General features: G+C 73.4%; 8 protein-coding genes. All 8 read right to left on the bottom strand.

Annotated features, from left to right (window positions below; genetic code table 11):
• Nucleotides 1-80: 80 nt before the first annotated feature.
• On the bottom strand, nt 81-1,871 hold the full coding sequence (locus tag IGS69_RS21435) for a GMC family oxidoreductase N-terminal domain-containing protein (protein WP_190902154.1): 1,791 nt from the start codon (nt 1,869-1,871) through the stop codon (nt 81-83).
• 37 nt (nt 1,872-1,908) lie between these two features.
• On the bottom strand, nt 1,909-3,546 hold the full coding sequence (locus IGS69_RS21430; RefSeq protein ID WP_190902153.1) for a succinic semialdehyde dehydrogenase: 1,638 nt from the start codon (nt 3,544-3,546) through the stop codon (nt 1,909-1,911).
• A gap of 145 nt (nt 3,547-3,691) precedes the next feature.
• Nucleotides 3,692-5,413, bottom strand: a complete 1,722-nt coding sequence (locus IGS69_RS21425) for a serine/threonine-protein kinase (protein ID WP_190902152.1) — start codon at nt 5,411-5,413, stop codon at nt 3,692-3,694.
• A gap of 70 nt (nt 5,414-5,483) precedes the next feature.
• Nucleotides 5,484-7,157: a serine/threonine-protein kinase gene (locus IGS69_RS21420; RefSeq protein WP_190902151.1), complete on the bottom strand. Its 1,674-nt coding sequence runs from the start codon at nt 7,155-7,157 to the stop codon at nt 5,484-5,486.
• Between the two features lie 209 nt (nt 7,158-7,366).
• Nucleotides 7,367-8,563, bottom strand: a complete 1,197-nt coding sequence (locus IGS69_RS21415; protein ID WP_190902150.1) for a serine/threonine-protein kinase — start codon at nt 8,561-8,563, stop codon at nt 7,367-7,369.
• Between the two features lie 101 nt (nt 8,564-8,664).
• Entirely contained in the window at nt 8,665-10,377 is a 1,713-nt protein-coding gene (locus tag IGS69_RS21410; RefSeq protein ID WP_190904588.1) for a serine/threonine-protein kinase, read from the bottom strand.
• A 167-nt stretch (nt 10,378-10,544) separates the two neighbouring features.
• Nucleotides 10,545-13,082 (bottom strand): protein kinase, encoded by a 2,538-nt coding sequence (locus IGS69_RS21405; RefSeq protein WP_232543603.1) that lies wholly within the window; start codon nt 13,080-13,082, stop codon nt 10,545-10,547.
• 153 nt (nt 13,083-13,235) lie between these two features.
• On the bottom strand, nt 13,236-15,290 hold the full coding sequence (locus IGS69_RS21400; protein WP_190902148.1) for a serine/threonine-protein kinase: 2,055 nt from the start codon (nt 15,288-15,290) through the stop codon (nt 13,236-13,238).
• Nucleotides 15,291-15,439: the final 149 nt, after the last annotated feature.

Genomic DNA, 15,439 nt, shown 5'->3' with positions numbered 1-15,439 from the left:
CGGCAGGCCGTTGCACCACACAGAAGAGGGACCTGCGCTCGGAGGGGGGCGCAGGTCCCTCTTCTGTGTTCCGCTCTCGCTCAGCCCTTGGGCTTCGGCGGCACGGCCGGCATTCCGAGGAACGGCAGCCGCAGCGCGCCGAACGCCTCCGCCGGGACCGCCGGGGACTTGGGCTCGACGGGCTGGAGACGCTCGTAGGTGCCCTGCTGCGGGCGCGGGTCCTCCTCTCCCTTGTTGGGCCAGTACGACATCGCCCGCTCGGCCTGGGCCGTGATGGTGAGGGACGGGTTGACGCCCAGGTTGGCGGAGACCGCGGCGCCGTCGACGACCGAGATGCCGGGGTGGCCGTAGAGGCGGTGGTACGGGTCGATCACGCCGGACTCGCGGGAGTCTCCGATCGGACAGCCGCCCAGGAAGTGGGCGGTGAGCGGGGTGCCCATCAACTCGCCGACGTTGGAGCCGGCGAAGCCGTTGATCTCGGCGGCGAGTGCCGACGCCCCCTCCGTGGCGGCCTTGATCTGCTTGGGGTTGGGGGCGCCGTGGCCCTGGCGGGCGGTGAGCAGGCCGCGGCCGACACCCGACGGTTTCACGTAGGTCGTCAGGGAGTTGTCCAGCGACTGCATCACCAGGCCGATGATGGTCCGCTCCGACCAGCGGCGGTTCGACAGGGAGCGCAGCACCAGCACCGGGTGCTTCACCGCGTTGGCGAGGAAGCCCAGGACCCGCGAGGTGCCCGAGTTCGTCCCCGCGTACGGCACCTGAAGGATGGACAGGCCGCCCATCGAGTTGGAGCCCTTGCCGTAGCGGACCGGCTCGATGTGGGTGTTTTCGTCGGGGTGGATGGAGGACGTGATGGCCACGCCCCGGGTGAAGTCGGCCTTGGGCGCGCCGTGCGCCTTGCGGTAGCGCCGGTCGTCGGTCTGGGCGCCGACCAGGGCCTCGGAGTTGGTGCGGGTCAGCTCGCCCAGCCTGTCCGAGAGGTGCGGCAGCAGGCCGCCCGCCTTCATGCGGTGCAGCAGGGTCTGGGTGCCGTAGGTGCCGGCGGCGAGGACCACCCGCTGGGCCGTGTAGGTGCGGCCCTTGTTCTTGCCGCGGCCGTCGGTGGGCTGGGTGGCGACGGCGTAGCCACCACGGGAGTCGTCGGTGACCGACACGACCGTGGTCATGGGGTGGACGACCGCGCCGGCCTTCTCGGCGAGGTACAGGTAGTTCTCGTTGAGGGTGTTCTTCGCGCCGTGGCGGCAGCCGGTCATGCACTCGCCGCACTCCGCGCAGGCCTTGCGGGAGGGGCCCGCACCGCCGAAGTACGGGTCGGGCACCTCCTGGCCCGGCTTGGCCTTCGCCGAGCCGTCGGCGTCCTCGCCGTCGCCGAAGAAGACGCCGACCGGGGCCATGTGGAAGGAGTCGCCGCAGCCCATGCGCTCCGCCGCCGCCTTCAGATGGACGTCGGAGGGGGTCATGGTCGGGTTGAGCCGTACGCCCAGCATGCGCCGGGCCTGGTCGTAGTACGGCGCCAGCTCCTCCTGCCAGTCGGTGATGTCACGCCACTGGGGGTCCTCGAAGAACGGCTTCGGCGGGACGTAGAGGGTGTTGGCGTAGTTCAGGGAGCCGCCGCCGACGCCCGCGCCGGCCAGCACCATGACGTTGCCCAGCAGATGGATGCGCTGGATGCCGTACATGCCGAGCTTCGGGGCCCAGAGGTACTTCTTGAGGTCCCAGGAGTTCTTCGGGAGGGTCTCGCGGGTGAAGCGGCGGCCGGCCTCCAGGACGCCGACCTTGTATCCCTTTTCAGTGAGGCGCAGGGCGGTCACCGAGCCGCCGAAGCCGGAACCCACGACGATGACGTCGTAGTCGTAAGCGTCCTGTGGCACGTGCCGTCTCCCCTTCGAGTGGCTGAGCGAGCGTCGTCTACCGGAACCGGAACGCCTTCATCAGGCGCAGGCTCCTGCTCATGAACTGGGCGTACTTCTCGTCGTCCATGCCCAGCGAGGGGGCCATGGGGAGCACGCGCTGATGGGCGACCGTCTGGGCCTCGGTGTACTTGAGGATGCCCTCGGAGCCGTGGCGGCGGCCGAGGCCGGAGTCCTTCATGCCGCCCATCGGGGACTGGACGCTGCCGTAGGCGGGGGCGTAACCGTCGTTGATGTTGACCGTGCCGGTGCGCAGGCGGGCGGCGACCTCCTGGCCGCGGCGGCCGTTCTTCGTCCAGACCGAGGAGTTCAGGCCGTACGCCGTGGCGTTGGCGCGCTCTATGACCTCGTCCTCGTCGGTGAAGCGGTAGACCGACACGACCGGGCCGAAGGTCTCCTCGCCGCAGACGGACATGTCCGTGACGACCCCGTCGAGGATCGTGGGCTCGAAGAAGTACGGGCCGATGTCGGGGCGTGCCACACCGCCCGCGACGACCTTCGCGCCCTTGGCGACGGCCTCCTCCACGTGCCGCGTGACCGTCTCGAGCTGGCGCTCGCCGACCAGGGAACCCATGTCGGCGCCGTACGCCAGGGACGTGCCGAGGCGCATGGCCTTCGTGCGGGCGGCGAAGCGCTCCAGGAAGGCGTCCGCGATCGACTCGTGGACGTAGAGCCGCTCGATGGAGATGCAGAGCTGGCCGGCGGAGGAGAAACAGGCGCGGACGGCGCCGGCCGCGGCCTTCTCGAGGTCGGCGTCCTCCAGGACCAGCATGGCGTTCTTGCCGCCGAGTTCGAGGGAGACGCCCACCAGCCGGGCCGCCGCGCCCTGGGCGACCTCGCGGCCGGTGCGGGTGGAGCCGGTGAAGGAGACGTAGTCGGCGTGCCGGACGACCTCGGGGCCGACGACCGGGCCGTCGCCGAGGACGATCTGGAAGACCTCGGCGGGCAGGCCGGCCTCGATCAGCAGGTCACGGGCCCACAGGGCGGTCAGGCAGGTCTCCGTGTCCGGCTTCATGACGACGGCGTTGCCCGCGACGAAGGCCGGGAGCGCGTCGCCGACCGACAGCTCCAGGGGGTAGTTCCAGGGGGCGATCTGGCCGACGACACCGCGCGGGTGGCGCAGTTCGGTGACCTTCGTCAGGGTCGGCATGGCGCCGGCGTGCCGCTTGGGCCGGAGGTAGGCGGGGGCCTTGCGGCCGTAGTGCCGGGCGGCGACCGCGACGGCCTGGACCTCCTCGTGGGCGTGCAGCCGGGCCTTGCCGGTCTCCAGCTGGATGAGGTCGAGCACCTCGGCCTGACGCTCCAGCACCAGGTCGTGGAAGCGGAGCAGGACGGCGGCGCGCTGCCGTACGGGGGTCTGCGCCCACACGCGCTGCGCGGCCCGGGCCGCCTCGAAGGCCTTCGCCACGTCCTCGGGCGTCGACTCGGGGAGGTCGGCCAGCTTCTCGCCGGTGAACGGCGTGTGGTTGGCGGTCCGGCCGGAGCCGGCGACGCCCTTGGTGAGCTGGGCGACCAGCTCGGGCGTGACCACGTCCGCGGCGGTGCGGGCGCCCTCCGGGGCGGGGGCGAGGGGGTTCGTGCCGGTCTGTGCCGTGCCGGTCTCTGCCGTCTTCTCGGCGGCCTGCGCGTCCGTCATGAGGCGCAGAGTATGCCGCGACGCAGGCTTTGGGTACCCGTCGGTAATACGGCTTCACCGAGTGCACACACGACGCCAGTGACTGCTGGCAACAAACACGCTGATCAGGACGTTGTGCGCTGACCGGTTGAGGTGATCCGGACTTTCACGATCCCGGGGCGCCGCCGAGCCGCGCCCGGGCCCCCTCGAACACCGAGGTGCCTTCCTCCTCCTCCGGCGTGCCCCTGGGCATGTCGACGCGCAGTTCGTACATGCGGTCGTCGCCGGTGCGGGCGATCAGCCGCATGACCCGCCTCGGGGTGTCGCCCCGGAGGTACGTGGTGTCGGCGAGGGCGGCTTCCCGGCCCTGGACGGTGGTGCGGGTGTAGCGCGTTTCCCCTGGGGCGCCGTGCGCCTTCCCGGCCTGGTCCATCGGGATGGACGGGGCGCTGTCCCAGGAGAGGAGACGGACCTGGATCGTGCCGGTCCGTTCGTCGGCGTAGAGCACGGTGCGGGGCTGGTCGGTCGCGCTGCCCGTCCGGCCGAGCGGGCGGTAGTGGGGCGGGAGGTGGAGTACGGCGGCCATGTCCGGCTCGTGGTGCGGAACCCAGGCGTCGGCCACGCCGGCGGCCCGCCCGGCGCTCTCCGCGCTGCCGGGCTGCGCGAGTTGGGTGACGGCCCCTATGCCCCCGGCGAGCAACGCGGAAAGGAGGGCGAGGGGGCCGGGGCGGAGGAGGCTCTGGCGAGGGGCGGGCGGGGCGGGCGGGGGGCTGTCCTGGGCGGCGGGCGAGGGACCGTCCTGGGCTGCGAGCGCGGGGGCGGGGTGTTGCGAGGGCGCGGTGGCGGGTATCGGGTCGGGCTGACCGGCGGATACCGAGTCGTCCGGGGTGCGTATGGGTTCGGTCGGCTGCGGCCGCACGGCCGGCGTCGGTGTCAATGCCGGTGCCGGTGCCGGTGCTGGTGCCGGTGTCGGGTCCGGTACCGGACCCGCCGCCGCCTCCAGGTCCTTCGCGACCTCCTCGGCGGCCGGCCGCTGTTCGGGGTCCGGGCCCAGCAGTCGGGCGATCAGCGGCCCGAGGGGGCCGGCCCGCGTCGGTTCGGGCGGCTCGGCGGCGAGGACCGCGGCTAGCGTGGCCTCCGGCGTGACCCGCAGGAACGGGGACGAGCCCTCGACGGCCGTGTACAGCAGGGCACCCAGCGACCACAGGTCGGACGCGGGCCCCGCGATGCGGCCGGACACCCGCTCGGGCGCGACGAACTCCAGCGAGTCCCCGGCCGACTCCCCGCCCGCCGTGCGGGAGCCCTCGCCCTGGACATGGGCGATGCCGAAGTCGGTGACGACCACCCGCCCGTGCGGGCCGAGCAGCACATGGGCGGGCTTCACGTCCCGGTGCACGATGCCGACGGAGTGCGCGGCGCGCAGGGCACCGAGCACGGCGAGACCGATCCGGGCGGCTTCGCGCACGTCGACCGGGCCGCGGCGGAGCGCCTCGCGCAGGGACTCGCCGGGCACCAGCTCCATGACGATCCACGGCAGCCCGTCGAGCGTCTCGGTCGCGTCGAGTTCGTCGGGGCCCACGGGGCCGGGTCGTTCGTCCCGCTGCTCGGCCTCGACGACCACGTCGTGGATGGTGACGGCGGCGGGGTGGTCGACACGGGCCGCGGCCCGGGCCTCGCGGTGGAGCCGGTGGGCCGCCCGCCGATGGGCCTCGCCGTCCGGACCGCCCGGCAACCGGGGCTGTCTGACCGCGACTTCACACTGGGCGCGTTCGTCGTGGGCCCGCCAGACGGTGCCGGTGCCGCCGGAGCCGATGCGCTCGATCAGCCGGTACCGCCCGCCGACCAGCCGGCCCCGGGCGTCGTCCGTCCCGCCCCCGTCGTTGCTCATGCCCCATCAGTACCCCGCGCGGCGGGCCCTTGTCGACGCGGGTCGTTCTCAGGGCAGTTGGACCACCGGTTCAGGTCTTGTCGATGTCCAGGTTCGCGATGGCCGCGCTCGCCACCTCGCGTCCGCGCTCGGTGAAGTCGCCCTTGCCCGGGTAGCTGACGGTGAGCTTGTACATGTCGCCGCCCGGGGTCCGGTAGTAGAAGATCTGGAGTTCCCGGGGGCGGGGGTTCTCACTGTCGTCGGTTGTGAAGGGGACGGTGTTCCGGGCGGCCTTCTTGTCCCGGTACGTGGTCACCTTGGGGTCGGACTTCTTCGGCCCCTCGTCCATGTCGAGCTCGTAGCTGCCGCTCTCCTTGAACCGGGTGTCGTCGTCGTACATCTCGGCGGCCGCGGAGCCCGCGATGTTGCCGCCGGTGTCCTCGGCCTTCTTCTCCAGCGTCAGGCCGATCCAGATGCTGCCGCTCCAGTCGGTGTACGTGACCCAGTGGCCCTGGTCGGACTTCCGGTCGGGCACGGTCCGCTGGTACTCGGCGGGGACGGCGAACGACGCGGCTACGTCCTTCTCCTGCTTGACCTCCCAGCCCTCGGGCAGCGGCCCGGCGAACGGGTCCGCGATCACCAGGTACGCCGTCACCGCCGCCGCGACAGCCGCGGCACCCAGTCCGATCCAGGCCTTCCTGCCGAGCCGGACGCCCCGGCCGCCCCCGCCCGGGCCCGTGACCCGCACGGCCTGCGTGGGCTGGGCGGAGGGCGGGTTCGCGGCCGCCTCCAGCAGGGCCCGCACCTGCGCGGCGTTCGGTCGGCGGGCCGGGTCCTTGTGCAGCAGGCCGTTGACGGCCTCGGCGAGCGGGCCCTGGGCCGAAGCCGCCGGCGCGGGTGTGGCGTTGAGGACGGACTGGAGCGTGGCGGGGGTGTTGCTGCGGCGGAACGGGGAGACGCCCTCCGTCGCCGCGTAGAGCACCACTCCCAGGGACCACAGGTCGCTGGCGGGTCCCGGGCGCTGCCCGAGCACGCGCTCGGGCGCGATGTACTCGGGCGAGCCGACGAAGCCGCCGGTGTCGGTCAGGTTGGTCTCGCCCTCGATCTGGGCGATCCCGAAGTCCGTGAGGACGACCCGGTCGTGCCGGCCGAGCAGCACGTTGTCGGGTTTCACGTCGCGGTGCAGGATGCCCGCCGCGTGCGCGGCCTCCAGCGCGCCGAGCACCTCGAGGCCGATCCGGGCGGCCTCGCGTGCGGACAGGGTGCCCTCCTGGAGCGCGTCGCCCAGTGAGCGGCCCCGCACCAGCTCCATCACGATCCAGGGCTGGTCCTCCACGACCGCGACGTCGTGCACGTCGACGACCGCCGGGTGGTCGAGCCGGGCCGCCGCCCGGGCCTCGCGGCGCATTCGCTCGAAGGCGTTGGAGCGTTCGCGTTCGGGAAGATGCTCCGGGACGCGAGGTTCCTTGACGGCGACCTCCCGGTCCACCGTCTCGTCCTTGGCCCGCCACACCGTGCCCATGCCGCCGTGCCCGAGCTTGGCCAGCAGCCGGTAGCGTCCGGCGATGAGCCGTCCCGCACCGGGGTCTTCGGGCGTCTGGGCCGACTGGGCCGCCTGAGCCGCCTGGGGCGGCACGATCTGGGTGGGTGAAGCGGCCGGCGCGGCGTAGGGATTGCCCGGCACCGGCGCCTGCTGGTTCGGCGGTTGCAGTACAAAACTCGTCGGCTCGTCGGCCCCGGATCGGGCTCCCCCGTTGTTGCTCATGGGTTCATCCATATCGCGCCAACCGCCCGCGAATCCACAAAGGACGCGAGCCGGTCACCGACCCGTGACGTCGACGGGGGCTTATCGCCCTCTTTGCCGCGGTGTCGTGCGGTGCGGTGCGGGGGGGCAGGGCGCCGTCACGGGGTCGGACTCGGGCGCCGTCACAAAGTGAGGCTCGGGCACCGTCACGAAGTGAGGCTCGGGCACCGTCACGGAGTGGCCGCGGGCGCGCTCGGGGAGGCCGGCCGGGTCGTCTGAGCCGTCGGCGCCTTCGGCGTCATCGGCGGCGTCGGCGGCGCCGGTGCGGAACTCGTCGGCGTGGGGCCGCCGTCCCCGTCGCCCTCCCCCGCGAGCAGGGCCGCCGCGGACACCCCCGCTCCCGCCATCGCCGCGACCAGCAGCGCCGCGATGAGCACGCGCCGCGTGGGCTGCCGGAGGAAGGGTTCCTCCGGCCGGCCCGGACCGGACAGGTCCACCGGCGACGCGGAGGGTTGCCGGACGGCGAGGTCCAGCGGCCCTCGGCGCGGCACGTCCCCCACCGTCGGCGCGTACTCGGGCGGCGACATGGGGGTGAAGCCCGTGTCGCGGAAGGCCCGGAGCATCCGTTCCGCCCGGTCCCCGTCCAGCCGCCGGTCCGGGTCGCGCTCCAGCAGACCGCGTACGACGGGCAGCAGCGGCCCGGCCTGCGCGGGCGGCTGGATGTCGCCCACCACGACCGCGTGCAAGATGCCGCCCAGCGAGTCGCGGTGGAACGGGGACTCCCCGCTGAGGACCGCGCACAGCAGCGCGCCCAGCGACCACAGGTCGGACTCTGGCCCGGTCCTGGCCCCGGACATCCGCTCGGGCGCGGTGTACTCGGGCGAGCCCACGAAGGTTCCGTTCTCGGTGAGAGTCGGGGTGCCCACGACCTGGGCGATGCCGAAGTCGGTGAGGACGACCCGGTCGGTGCCCGTCTCCAGCAGCACGTTGTCCGGCTTGAGGTCGCGGTGCAGCACCCCGGCCGCGTGCGCGGCACCCAGCGCACCGAGCAGGGCGATGCCGATGCGGGCCGCTTCGGCGGCGTCGACGGGACCCCGGTGGGCGAGCCGGTCGGCGAGCGAGCCGCCCTCGATCAACTCCATGACGATGTAGGGGCGTTCGTCGTCCTCGACGACGTCGTGGACGACGATGATGTGCGGGTGGCTCAGCTGGGCGAGGGCCCGGGCCTCGCGCAGCGTACGGTCCCGTTGCCGGCGGGCCTGCGCCGCGGACAGCGTCTCGTCGTAGGGGAGCTCCTTGACGGCCACGCTGCGGCCGAGCAGCCGGTCCGTCGCCCGCCAGACCACGCCCATGCCACCGCGCCCGAGTCTCTCCTCGAGCCGGTAACGGCCCGCGATGACACGCCTGTTGTGCCCCTCGGTCCCCATGCGGCAATCATGCCCCAACGGACGGAACCACTCCGGGGCGGCGAGCTGCCGGTGGCCGAAACAGACAGCCCCCGTCGGCCTTCGTCAGAAGTGGCCCCGCCTCAGGAGGCCTTCTCCCGCCAGCCCTGCAGCACCCATTTGAACTGCTTGCTCGTCTTCGCCCAGTCCTTCTGCGGTGTGGACATGTAGATCGCGTACTCGACACCGTCCCGCGAGAAGTACGTCTCCTCGATGGCGTGGCGCGGCCCGGCGACGTAGGGCGGGTCCTTGGCCAGCGCCGTCCAGGTGTACTCCCACAGCGAGCCCTTGCGGTCCCGGTAGATGTTCTCCTCCATGGTCACCCGCTTGTAGTCGACCAGCCTCTGGACCTGCTGCTCCAGATCCTCCTGGTGGGACTTGGCGTCGGCGAAGTCCGGTGACGTGTCGACGGCGATCCGGACGAAGTGCCGTCCGCCGTCCGGTGAGTAGTCGATCTGCTTGAGCTCGCCCTGCGGGCCGAAGGGCGTCCGCTTCCAGCCCTTCGGCAGATAGAGGCTGAACCCGGCGGGGTCGTCGTAGCGGATCCAGCTGTCCGGAACCGATCCCCCCGGCCCCTCCGTCGTCGAGACCGACGAGCCGGAGTCGCCCTGCCGGTTCTGGTGCCACTGCTGGAGCACCACGGCCGTGGCCCCGCCGATGATGGCCGCGAGCGCGACGACCAGGGCGAGGGTGCGCAGCCTGCGGCGCCTGCCCGTACCGGCCGGCTGCGGGCCCGTCGCCGCCGGGCCGAGCGTGGTGGGACCGGTGGCACCGTAGGGCGAAGTACCGGCCGTGGACGTCCCGCTGGCCGGGGTGCCGGCCAGCGGCGGGAGCGGTGTGCGGGTGTGCGAACCCGAGCCGGTGCCGAGCGGGCGGGTGCCGGACGTGCCTGTGGCGGCCGTCCCCGTGCCGCTGTGGGAGTCCCGGTACGGCGTCGCCCCGCCGTACTGCGTGGGCACGTACGCCTGCGCCCCGTTCGGCCGCCGTCCCTCCGCCGCCTCGGCGAGCATCTGCTCCGCCTCGGACGCGTTGGGCCGGGTGTTCGGGTCCTTGCGCAGCAGGGAGATGATGACGGGCGTGAGCGGGCCGGCGTGCTGGAGCTCGGCGGCCTCCTCCTCCACCACGGCCTGCATGGTGGTCAGCGGCGTGGTGCGGCGGAACGGGGACCGGCCCTCCACCGCCGTGTAGAGCGTCGCGCCCAGGGCCCACAGGTCGGAGGACGGGCCCGGGTCGTGGCCGCGTACGCGCTCGGGCGCCAGGTAGTCGACCGATCCGACGACCTCTCCGGTGCGTGTGATGGTGGTGTCGCCCTCGATCTGGGCGATGCCGAAGTCCGTGAGCAGGACGCGTCCGTCGCGGCCGAGGAGCACGTTGCCCGGCTTGATGTCGCGGTGCAGGACGCCGGCGGTGTGCGCGGCGCGCAGGGCCCGCAGCACCCACAGGCCGATGCGCGCCGCCTCGCGGGGCTCGACGCGCCCGTCCTCCTTTACCGCGTCGGCCAGGGAGCGGCCCTCGACCAGCTCCATCACGATCCAGGGGCGGCCGTCGTGCTCCAGCACGTCGTGCACCGTGACGACCGCGGAGTGGTTGATGCGCGCCGCCGCCCTGGCCTCCGCCCGGGTGCGCGCCAGCAGGATCGCCTGCTCGCTCTCCGAGACGTAGAGGGCGGCGGTCAACTCCTTGATGGCGACGGACCGGTGCAGCACCTCGTCATGGGCACGCCAGACCCGGCCCATGCCGCCGTTGCCGATGGATTCGGCCAGCCGGTAGCGGCCCGCGACGAGCAGGCCCTGCATCTGATTCACGTTGCCCCGCAATGGTCTTGACAGGGTCAGCGTAAGGACCCGCCCTCAACCAGGGAACAAGCGGGGTACCACGGTGACCGCACTGTGACGGTTGTCGCCTGCCGGGACGTGAGGCAACCAGAGTGTGAACCGGGGCGTACAGGCGGCGCGCCGGTCGCTCAGCCCGTGGCCTGGTACGTCGCCGCCGCCTGCTCGTACATCCGCGTCACCTCGTCACGTTCGGATTCCGGGCCGCGCACCTGGACCACGTGGTAGCGCCCCTCGACCAGCATCGCCAAATTGCGCACGTACAGCTCGCCCCCGTCGCCGCCGGTCCAGGTGAACTGCCCCTCGGCCATGGTCCGTCCGCCCACCTCGATCGTCTTCAGCCCGGTGGAGGTGGCCCAGCTGGAGTCGCGGTAGGGCTGCAACTCGCGCTCCCTCTCCCGCTGGTAGGCCATCGGGTCACTGCCGTACGACGACGCGCTGTCCCGGCCCGCGACGACGATGAGCTCGAAGTCGCCCTTGGAGTAGACGACCTGACCGCTGCCATTGCGCGGGCTGCGCTCCCAGCCCTTGGCGACGGCGACCTGGAAGCCCGCCGAGTCCTTGCGCAGGGTGAAGCCGTCGGCGACGTCCGGGCCGGTGGTCTGGGTCTCGGTGGTGCCGGCCGACGACGGGCTCTTCTCCGGCCCGGGCGAGGTCTGGTCGGGCCGGGGATCGCTGCCGGCGTCCGGCTCGGGCGCCTGGCTGACCTCGCCGGCGGCTCCGGTGCGGTCCGCGCCGTCCGCGCCCTCGGTCTTCGCCTTCGGCATGAACAGCATGGCGTAGGCGATCGCCGCGGCCATCGCGAGCAGGACCAGCACGAGCAGGGTGCGGCCGAGGCGGCGCGGCGAACCGGACTCCTCCTTGGCCCGCTTGTGACGCCCGTGGTGCGCGGGAAGCCCGGCCCGCCGCCGGCGCACGAGCTCGCCCCGACGCCGTACGACGGGCAGCCGCCGGGCGTCGACGGGCGGCGCGGCGACCACGTGTACCCCGGCCTCCGGCTCGGGCGCCGAGCGCACCAGCGAGCGCAGCCAGCCGCGCACCTCCTCGAAATCGAGGCGTTCGGTCGGGTCCTGACGCAGCAGCGACTCCACGACCGGCCGCAGCGGCCCGCACTCCTCGGCGTACGCGGGCGGCTCGGCGCACACCATCTGCACCAGCTCGGCCGTCGACTCCTCCGGGTAGGGCGCATGCCCCTGCACGGCCCTGAAGAGCAGCGCGCCGAGCGCCCACAGGTCGGTCGCCGGACCGATCGGCGCGGCCAGCTGCCAGTTCTCGTGCACCGACCCCGCCTGCTCGGGCGCCCAGCGCTCGGTCACGGGTCCGACCACGGCCATCCGCGCCTGCCGCGCACGCTCGGCGGCCAGCGCCGTGGCCGGGCCGCGCCGGGGTGCGGGGGTGTCGGCGACCAGGTCGTCCCACCGGGTGGGCTCGCCGTGGGCCGCGGTGTCCGGGGCCGGGGGGAGCGCCGGCTGCTCCCGGCCCTGCGCCGCCGTCGCCCCGCCGGTCGTGCCGCGGGGTGCCGCGCCGTGCCAGGCCGTCGTCCGTGGGTTGCCGCCCACACCGTAGGGATCGGCGATCCGCCCGGGCGGTACGGCCCCGGGGGCGGTGCCCTGTCCGGGGATGTACGGCGACTGCGCCGATCCGTTGACGTGGGGCGCGACACCGGCGTCCGGGTCGGTGCGGGCTCCGGGCAGTGCCGCCCGCCCGCCCTGCTGTGCCTCCTGCACCCGTGCGGCGGCCCGGGCACCGGCCCGGTAGGCCGCGATCGCTCCGGCACGCGCCGCCCGCGGGTCCGCGCCGCCCTCCACCGGTCCACGCACCGGTACGACCGAACCGCCGCTCGCGCTCTCGCCCCCGGCCGAGGGCAGGCCCCGGGCCTCGCGGGCCTCTATGGCCGCACGCCGCGCCGCCTCGGGATCACCCGCACCGCCGATGCCCCCACCCGGCCCGGAACCCCCCGGACCACCGACGCCGAGCGCCCGCCCGGCACCGCCGCCCTGCGCCCCCGGCTCGTGCCCGGACCCCTGCCCGGACTCCTCGAAGGGCGGTTCGGGTACCGGGTCGTATCCGCACAGCGCCTCCTCGGCCGCGCCCACCGCGAGGCCGGTCAGCATCACCCGGCCGTCGTCGCACACGAGCACCGTACGCGCGGTGATGTTCCGGTGCACCCAGCCGTGCGCGTGCAGTACCCGAAGGGCCATCAGGACGTCGGAGGCCACCTCGGCCGCCCGGTACGGCGTCAGCGGCTTCTCGGCGAGCAGCGCGGCCAGCGGACGGGCGGCCACCAGCTCGCTGACGATCCACAGCGAACCGCCCTCGGCGAACACGTCGAAGACCTGGTCGAGTCGGGGGTGGTCGGGAATGGCAGCGGCGGCCTGCGCCGCCTCCACCGCACGCCGCACCACCGGATCCGCGGGCCGCCGGGTGCCCGCGCCCGCCCGGGCGCCGGACCGCCGGGCGCCACCGTCACGTGCCGTGAAACCGTCCGGCAGCCCCTCCGCGTCGAGGACCTCGGCCTCGACCACCTCGGGCAACGGCACCTGCCGGACCAGGACTTCCTGTCCGCTGTAGGTGTCGAAGGCCCGGGTCTCGGTGAGTTCGTACTCGTCGGACGGCGGCAGTGGCAGGCGGTAGCGGTCGGCCAGCACCCGACCCGCGTAGTCGTCCACGTTGCCTCCCCCGGCAGCCCGGTCGGTCACATCCGTTCGCCCCGCGGTCCGTTTCGGCTGCGCACGGTCCGCAAACATTTACGATACGTGCCGCAGGCAACCCGCAATGCGGGGATGCCAGATCTCACTCCCCAATCCGGGGGCGCCCCATGCTCAGGACTTGGGTTCGAAGGTCCGCGTGAGCGTCCGCCACGTCTCCTTGCGCATGTCGCCGCCCCAGCCTGCCGCCTTGGCCGTGTACATCAACGCGTACCCGGACGTGCCGTCGACCACGAAACCCCTGTCGATGGTGCGGTACTTCGTGCCACCGTCCATGTAGGTGAACTCCCAGTCGGCGGTGTTCCAGCCGCGGTAGTCCACCTTCTCTATACGGATCTTCTTGTACTGCGCCCGCACCATGTAGCGCTCCTGGTTCCTCCAGTCCGCCACCGGGTCCCCCTTGGGCGTGGACGTCCAGGCGACGAGCAGCTTCTGCCCGTCGGGCCCGGTGAAGCGGTCGCCCGCGGCAGCCGTGGACTGGAACTTCCAGCCCTTCGGCAGACCGATGGAGTACCCCTGCTTCCCCTGGTGAGTCGACTGCGCCGCGGTGCCCTTCCCGCCGCCGGATCCGCCCTCGTCCGAGGAGTCGCCCGACTGGCCGGTGGGCGTGCCGTTCGAGGCGGGCCCGGACGACCCGGGCTCGCTCTCGGCGCCGTCGGTGCGCGTGCCGTCGCTCTTGTCGCCCTTGGTGTCGGCGCCGTCCGACGCCGTGGCGACGGTCTTCCCGCCGCCTTCGCCGGAGGCACCCTTCGCGCCCTTGTCGTCACCGCTGAGCACGATGGCGAGCACGGTGCCGATCACGGCGAGCGCCACGACCACCGCGATGATCAACAGAGTCCGGCGCGGCACCACGTCGGTGAGCGGCGCCCGGGGCGCGGGCCTGGGCGGCAGGTCCGGCGGCGGCACCACCGGCCATCCCGAACTCCGCCCCCCAGAGGCCGTCTTCGTCTCCGGCGCACCACGCTCACCGCCGGCGGCGTCCGCTCCCGGGCCCGGCCGCGTCCCCGCCGCACCCGCGGTCGTACTCCGGCCGGCACCGCTGTCCGACGCGGAGGAGGCCGTGCCGGCGGGCCCGGAAGAGGCCTCGCCCGCACCGGACTTGGCCGCCGCAGCGGCACCTCCCGCGGCGGCGCTGCCCGAGGCGGCCTTGCGCACGGAACGCAGCGCCCCGCGCAGCCGCTCCCCGGCCTCCTCACCGCGCTTGCCGCCGGATCCCGACGAACCCCCCTTGCGCGAGGCCCTGTCGGGCTGCGCCGGCAGCGGCACGACCTTGGTGGCGTCCATCGGCTCCGGCTCGGGATGCTCGGGCGCGTGCAGGACCGAGTTCAGCATCGCCCGGGCACCCGCGTCGTCGAGCCGCTGCGCGGGGTCCTTGGTGAGCAGTCCGTGGATGACGTCCTTCAGCGGACCCGCGTTCTTCGGCTCCTCCAGCGGCTCGGTCATCACCGCCGTGAGAGTCGCTATGGCCGACCCCTTGTCGTACGGCGGCGCGCCTTCCACCGCCGCGTACAGCAGCCCGCCGAGGGACCACAGGTCGGCCGCCGGGCCCGGCTTGTGCCCGCGCGCCCGCTCCGGGGAGATGTAGGAGGGCGCGCCGACGAGCATGCCGGTCGAGGTGATGGACGGGTCGCCCTCGACCTGGGCGATGCCGAAGTCGGTGAGCACGACCCGGCCGTCGTCGGAGATCAGGACGTTCGACGGCTTCACGTCGCGGTGCAGGATGCCCTCGCGGTGGGCGGACCGCAGCACGTCGAGGACGGCGAGCCCGACCTCGGCGGCACGCTTCGGCTCGAGCAGCCCGTCCTCCCGGATGACCTCGGCGAGCGACTTGCCCTCGACGAGCTCCATCACGATCCAGGGCCGGTCGTCCTCCTGGACGACGTCGAAGACCGTCACGGCGCTGTTGTTGCGGATCCGGGCGATGGCCTTGGCCTCGCGCAGCGTCCGCGTGATCAGCCGCCGCTTCTCCTCCTGGTCGATGTTCGTGGGGAACCGCAGCTCCTTGACGGCGACCGTCCGCCCCAGCGTCTCGTCCTCGGCGCGCCACACCGTGCCCATGCCGCCGCGGCCGAGCACCTTGCCCAACCGGTAACGCCCCGCGAGGAGACGCTCCCTGGTGTCCTGACGAGTGTCCTGACGAGATGTGCCCGCCCGCTCCGCCTCCGACATGCGTCCCCTCATACAACCCGCCCTGACAGAGCCTCCATTGTCCCTCACCCGACAAGTGCCCGGCGCCCAGGGGCCCCCTGGCGAGCCCCCGCGGCCCAGCCCCCCGGACACCCGGGTGCGGCACGGCCCGCGTGGCCTTGCATGATGGG

This window comes from Streptomyces tuirus (assembly GCF_014701095.1).
Lineage (GTDB): Bacteria > Actinomycetota > Actinomycetes > Streptomycetales > Streptomycetaceae > Streptomyces > Streptomyces tuirus.
Note: the sequence above shows the minus strand (reverse complement) of the source record. Positions and strands in the feature narration are given on the sequence as shown.

Coding starts and splice junctions, on each gene's coding strand:
- IGS69_RS21430 (WP_190902153.1), bottom strand. CDS start 3,546: ATGACGGACGCGCAGGCCGCCGAGAAGACGGCAGAGACCGGCACGGCA.
- IGS69_RS21425 (WP_190902152.1), bottom strand. CDS start 5,413: ATGAGCAACGACGGGGGCGGGACGGACGACGCCCGGGGCCGGCTGGTC.
- IGS69_RS21420 (WP_190902151.1), bottom strand. CDS start 7,157: ATGAGCAACAACGGGGGAGCCCGATCCGGGGCCGACGAGCCGACGAGT.
- IGS69_RS21415 (WP_190902150.1), bottom strand. CDS start 8,563: ATGGGGACCGAGGGGCACAACAGGCGTGTCATCGCGGGCCGTTACCGG.
- IGS69_RS21410 (WP_190904588.1), bottom strand. CDS start 10,377: ATGCAGGGCCTGCTCGTCGCGGGCCGCTACCGGCTGGCCGAATCCATC.
- IGS69_RS21400 (WP_190902148.1), bottom strand. CDS start 15,290: ATGTCGGAGGCGGAGCGGGCGGGCACATCTCGTCAGGACACTCGTCAG.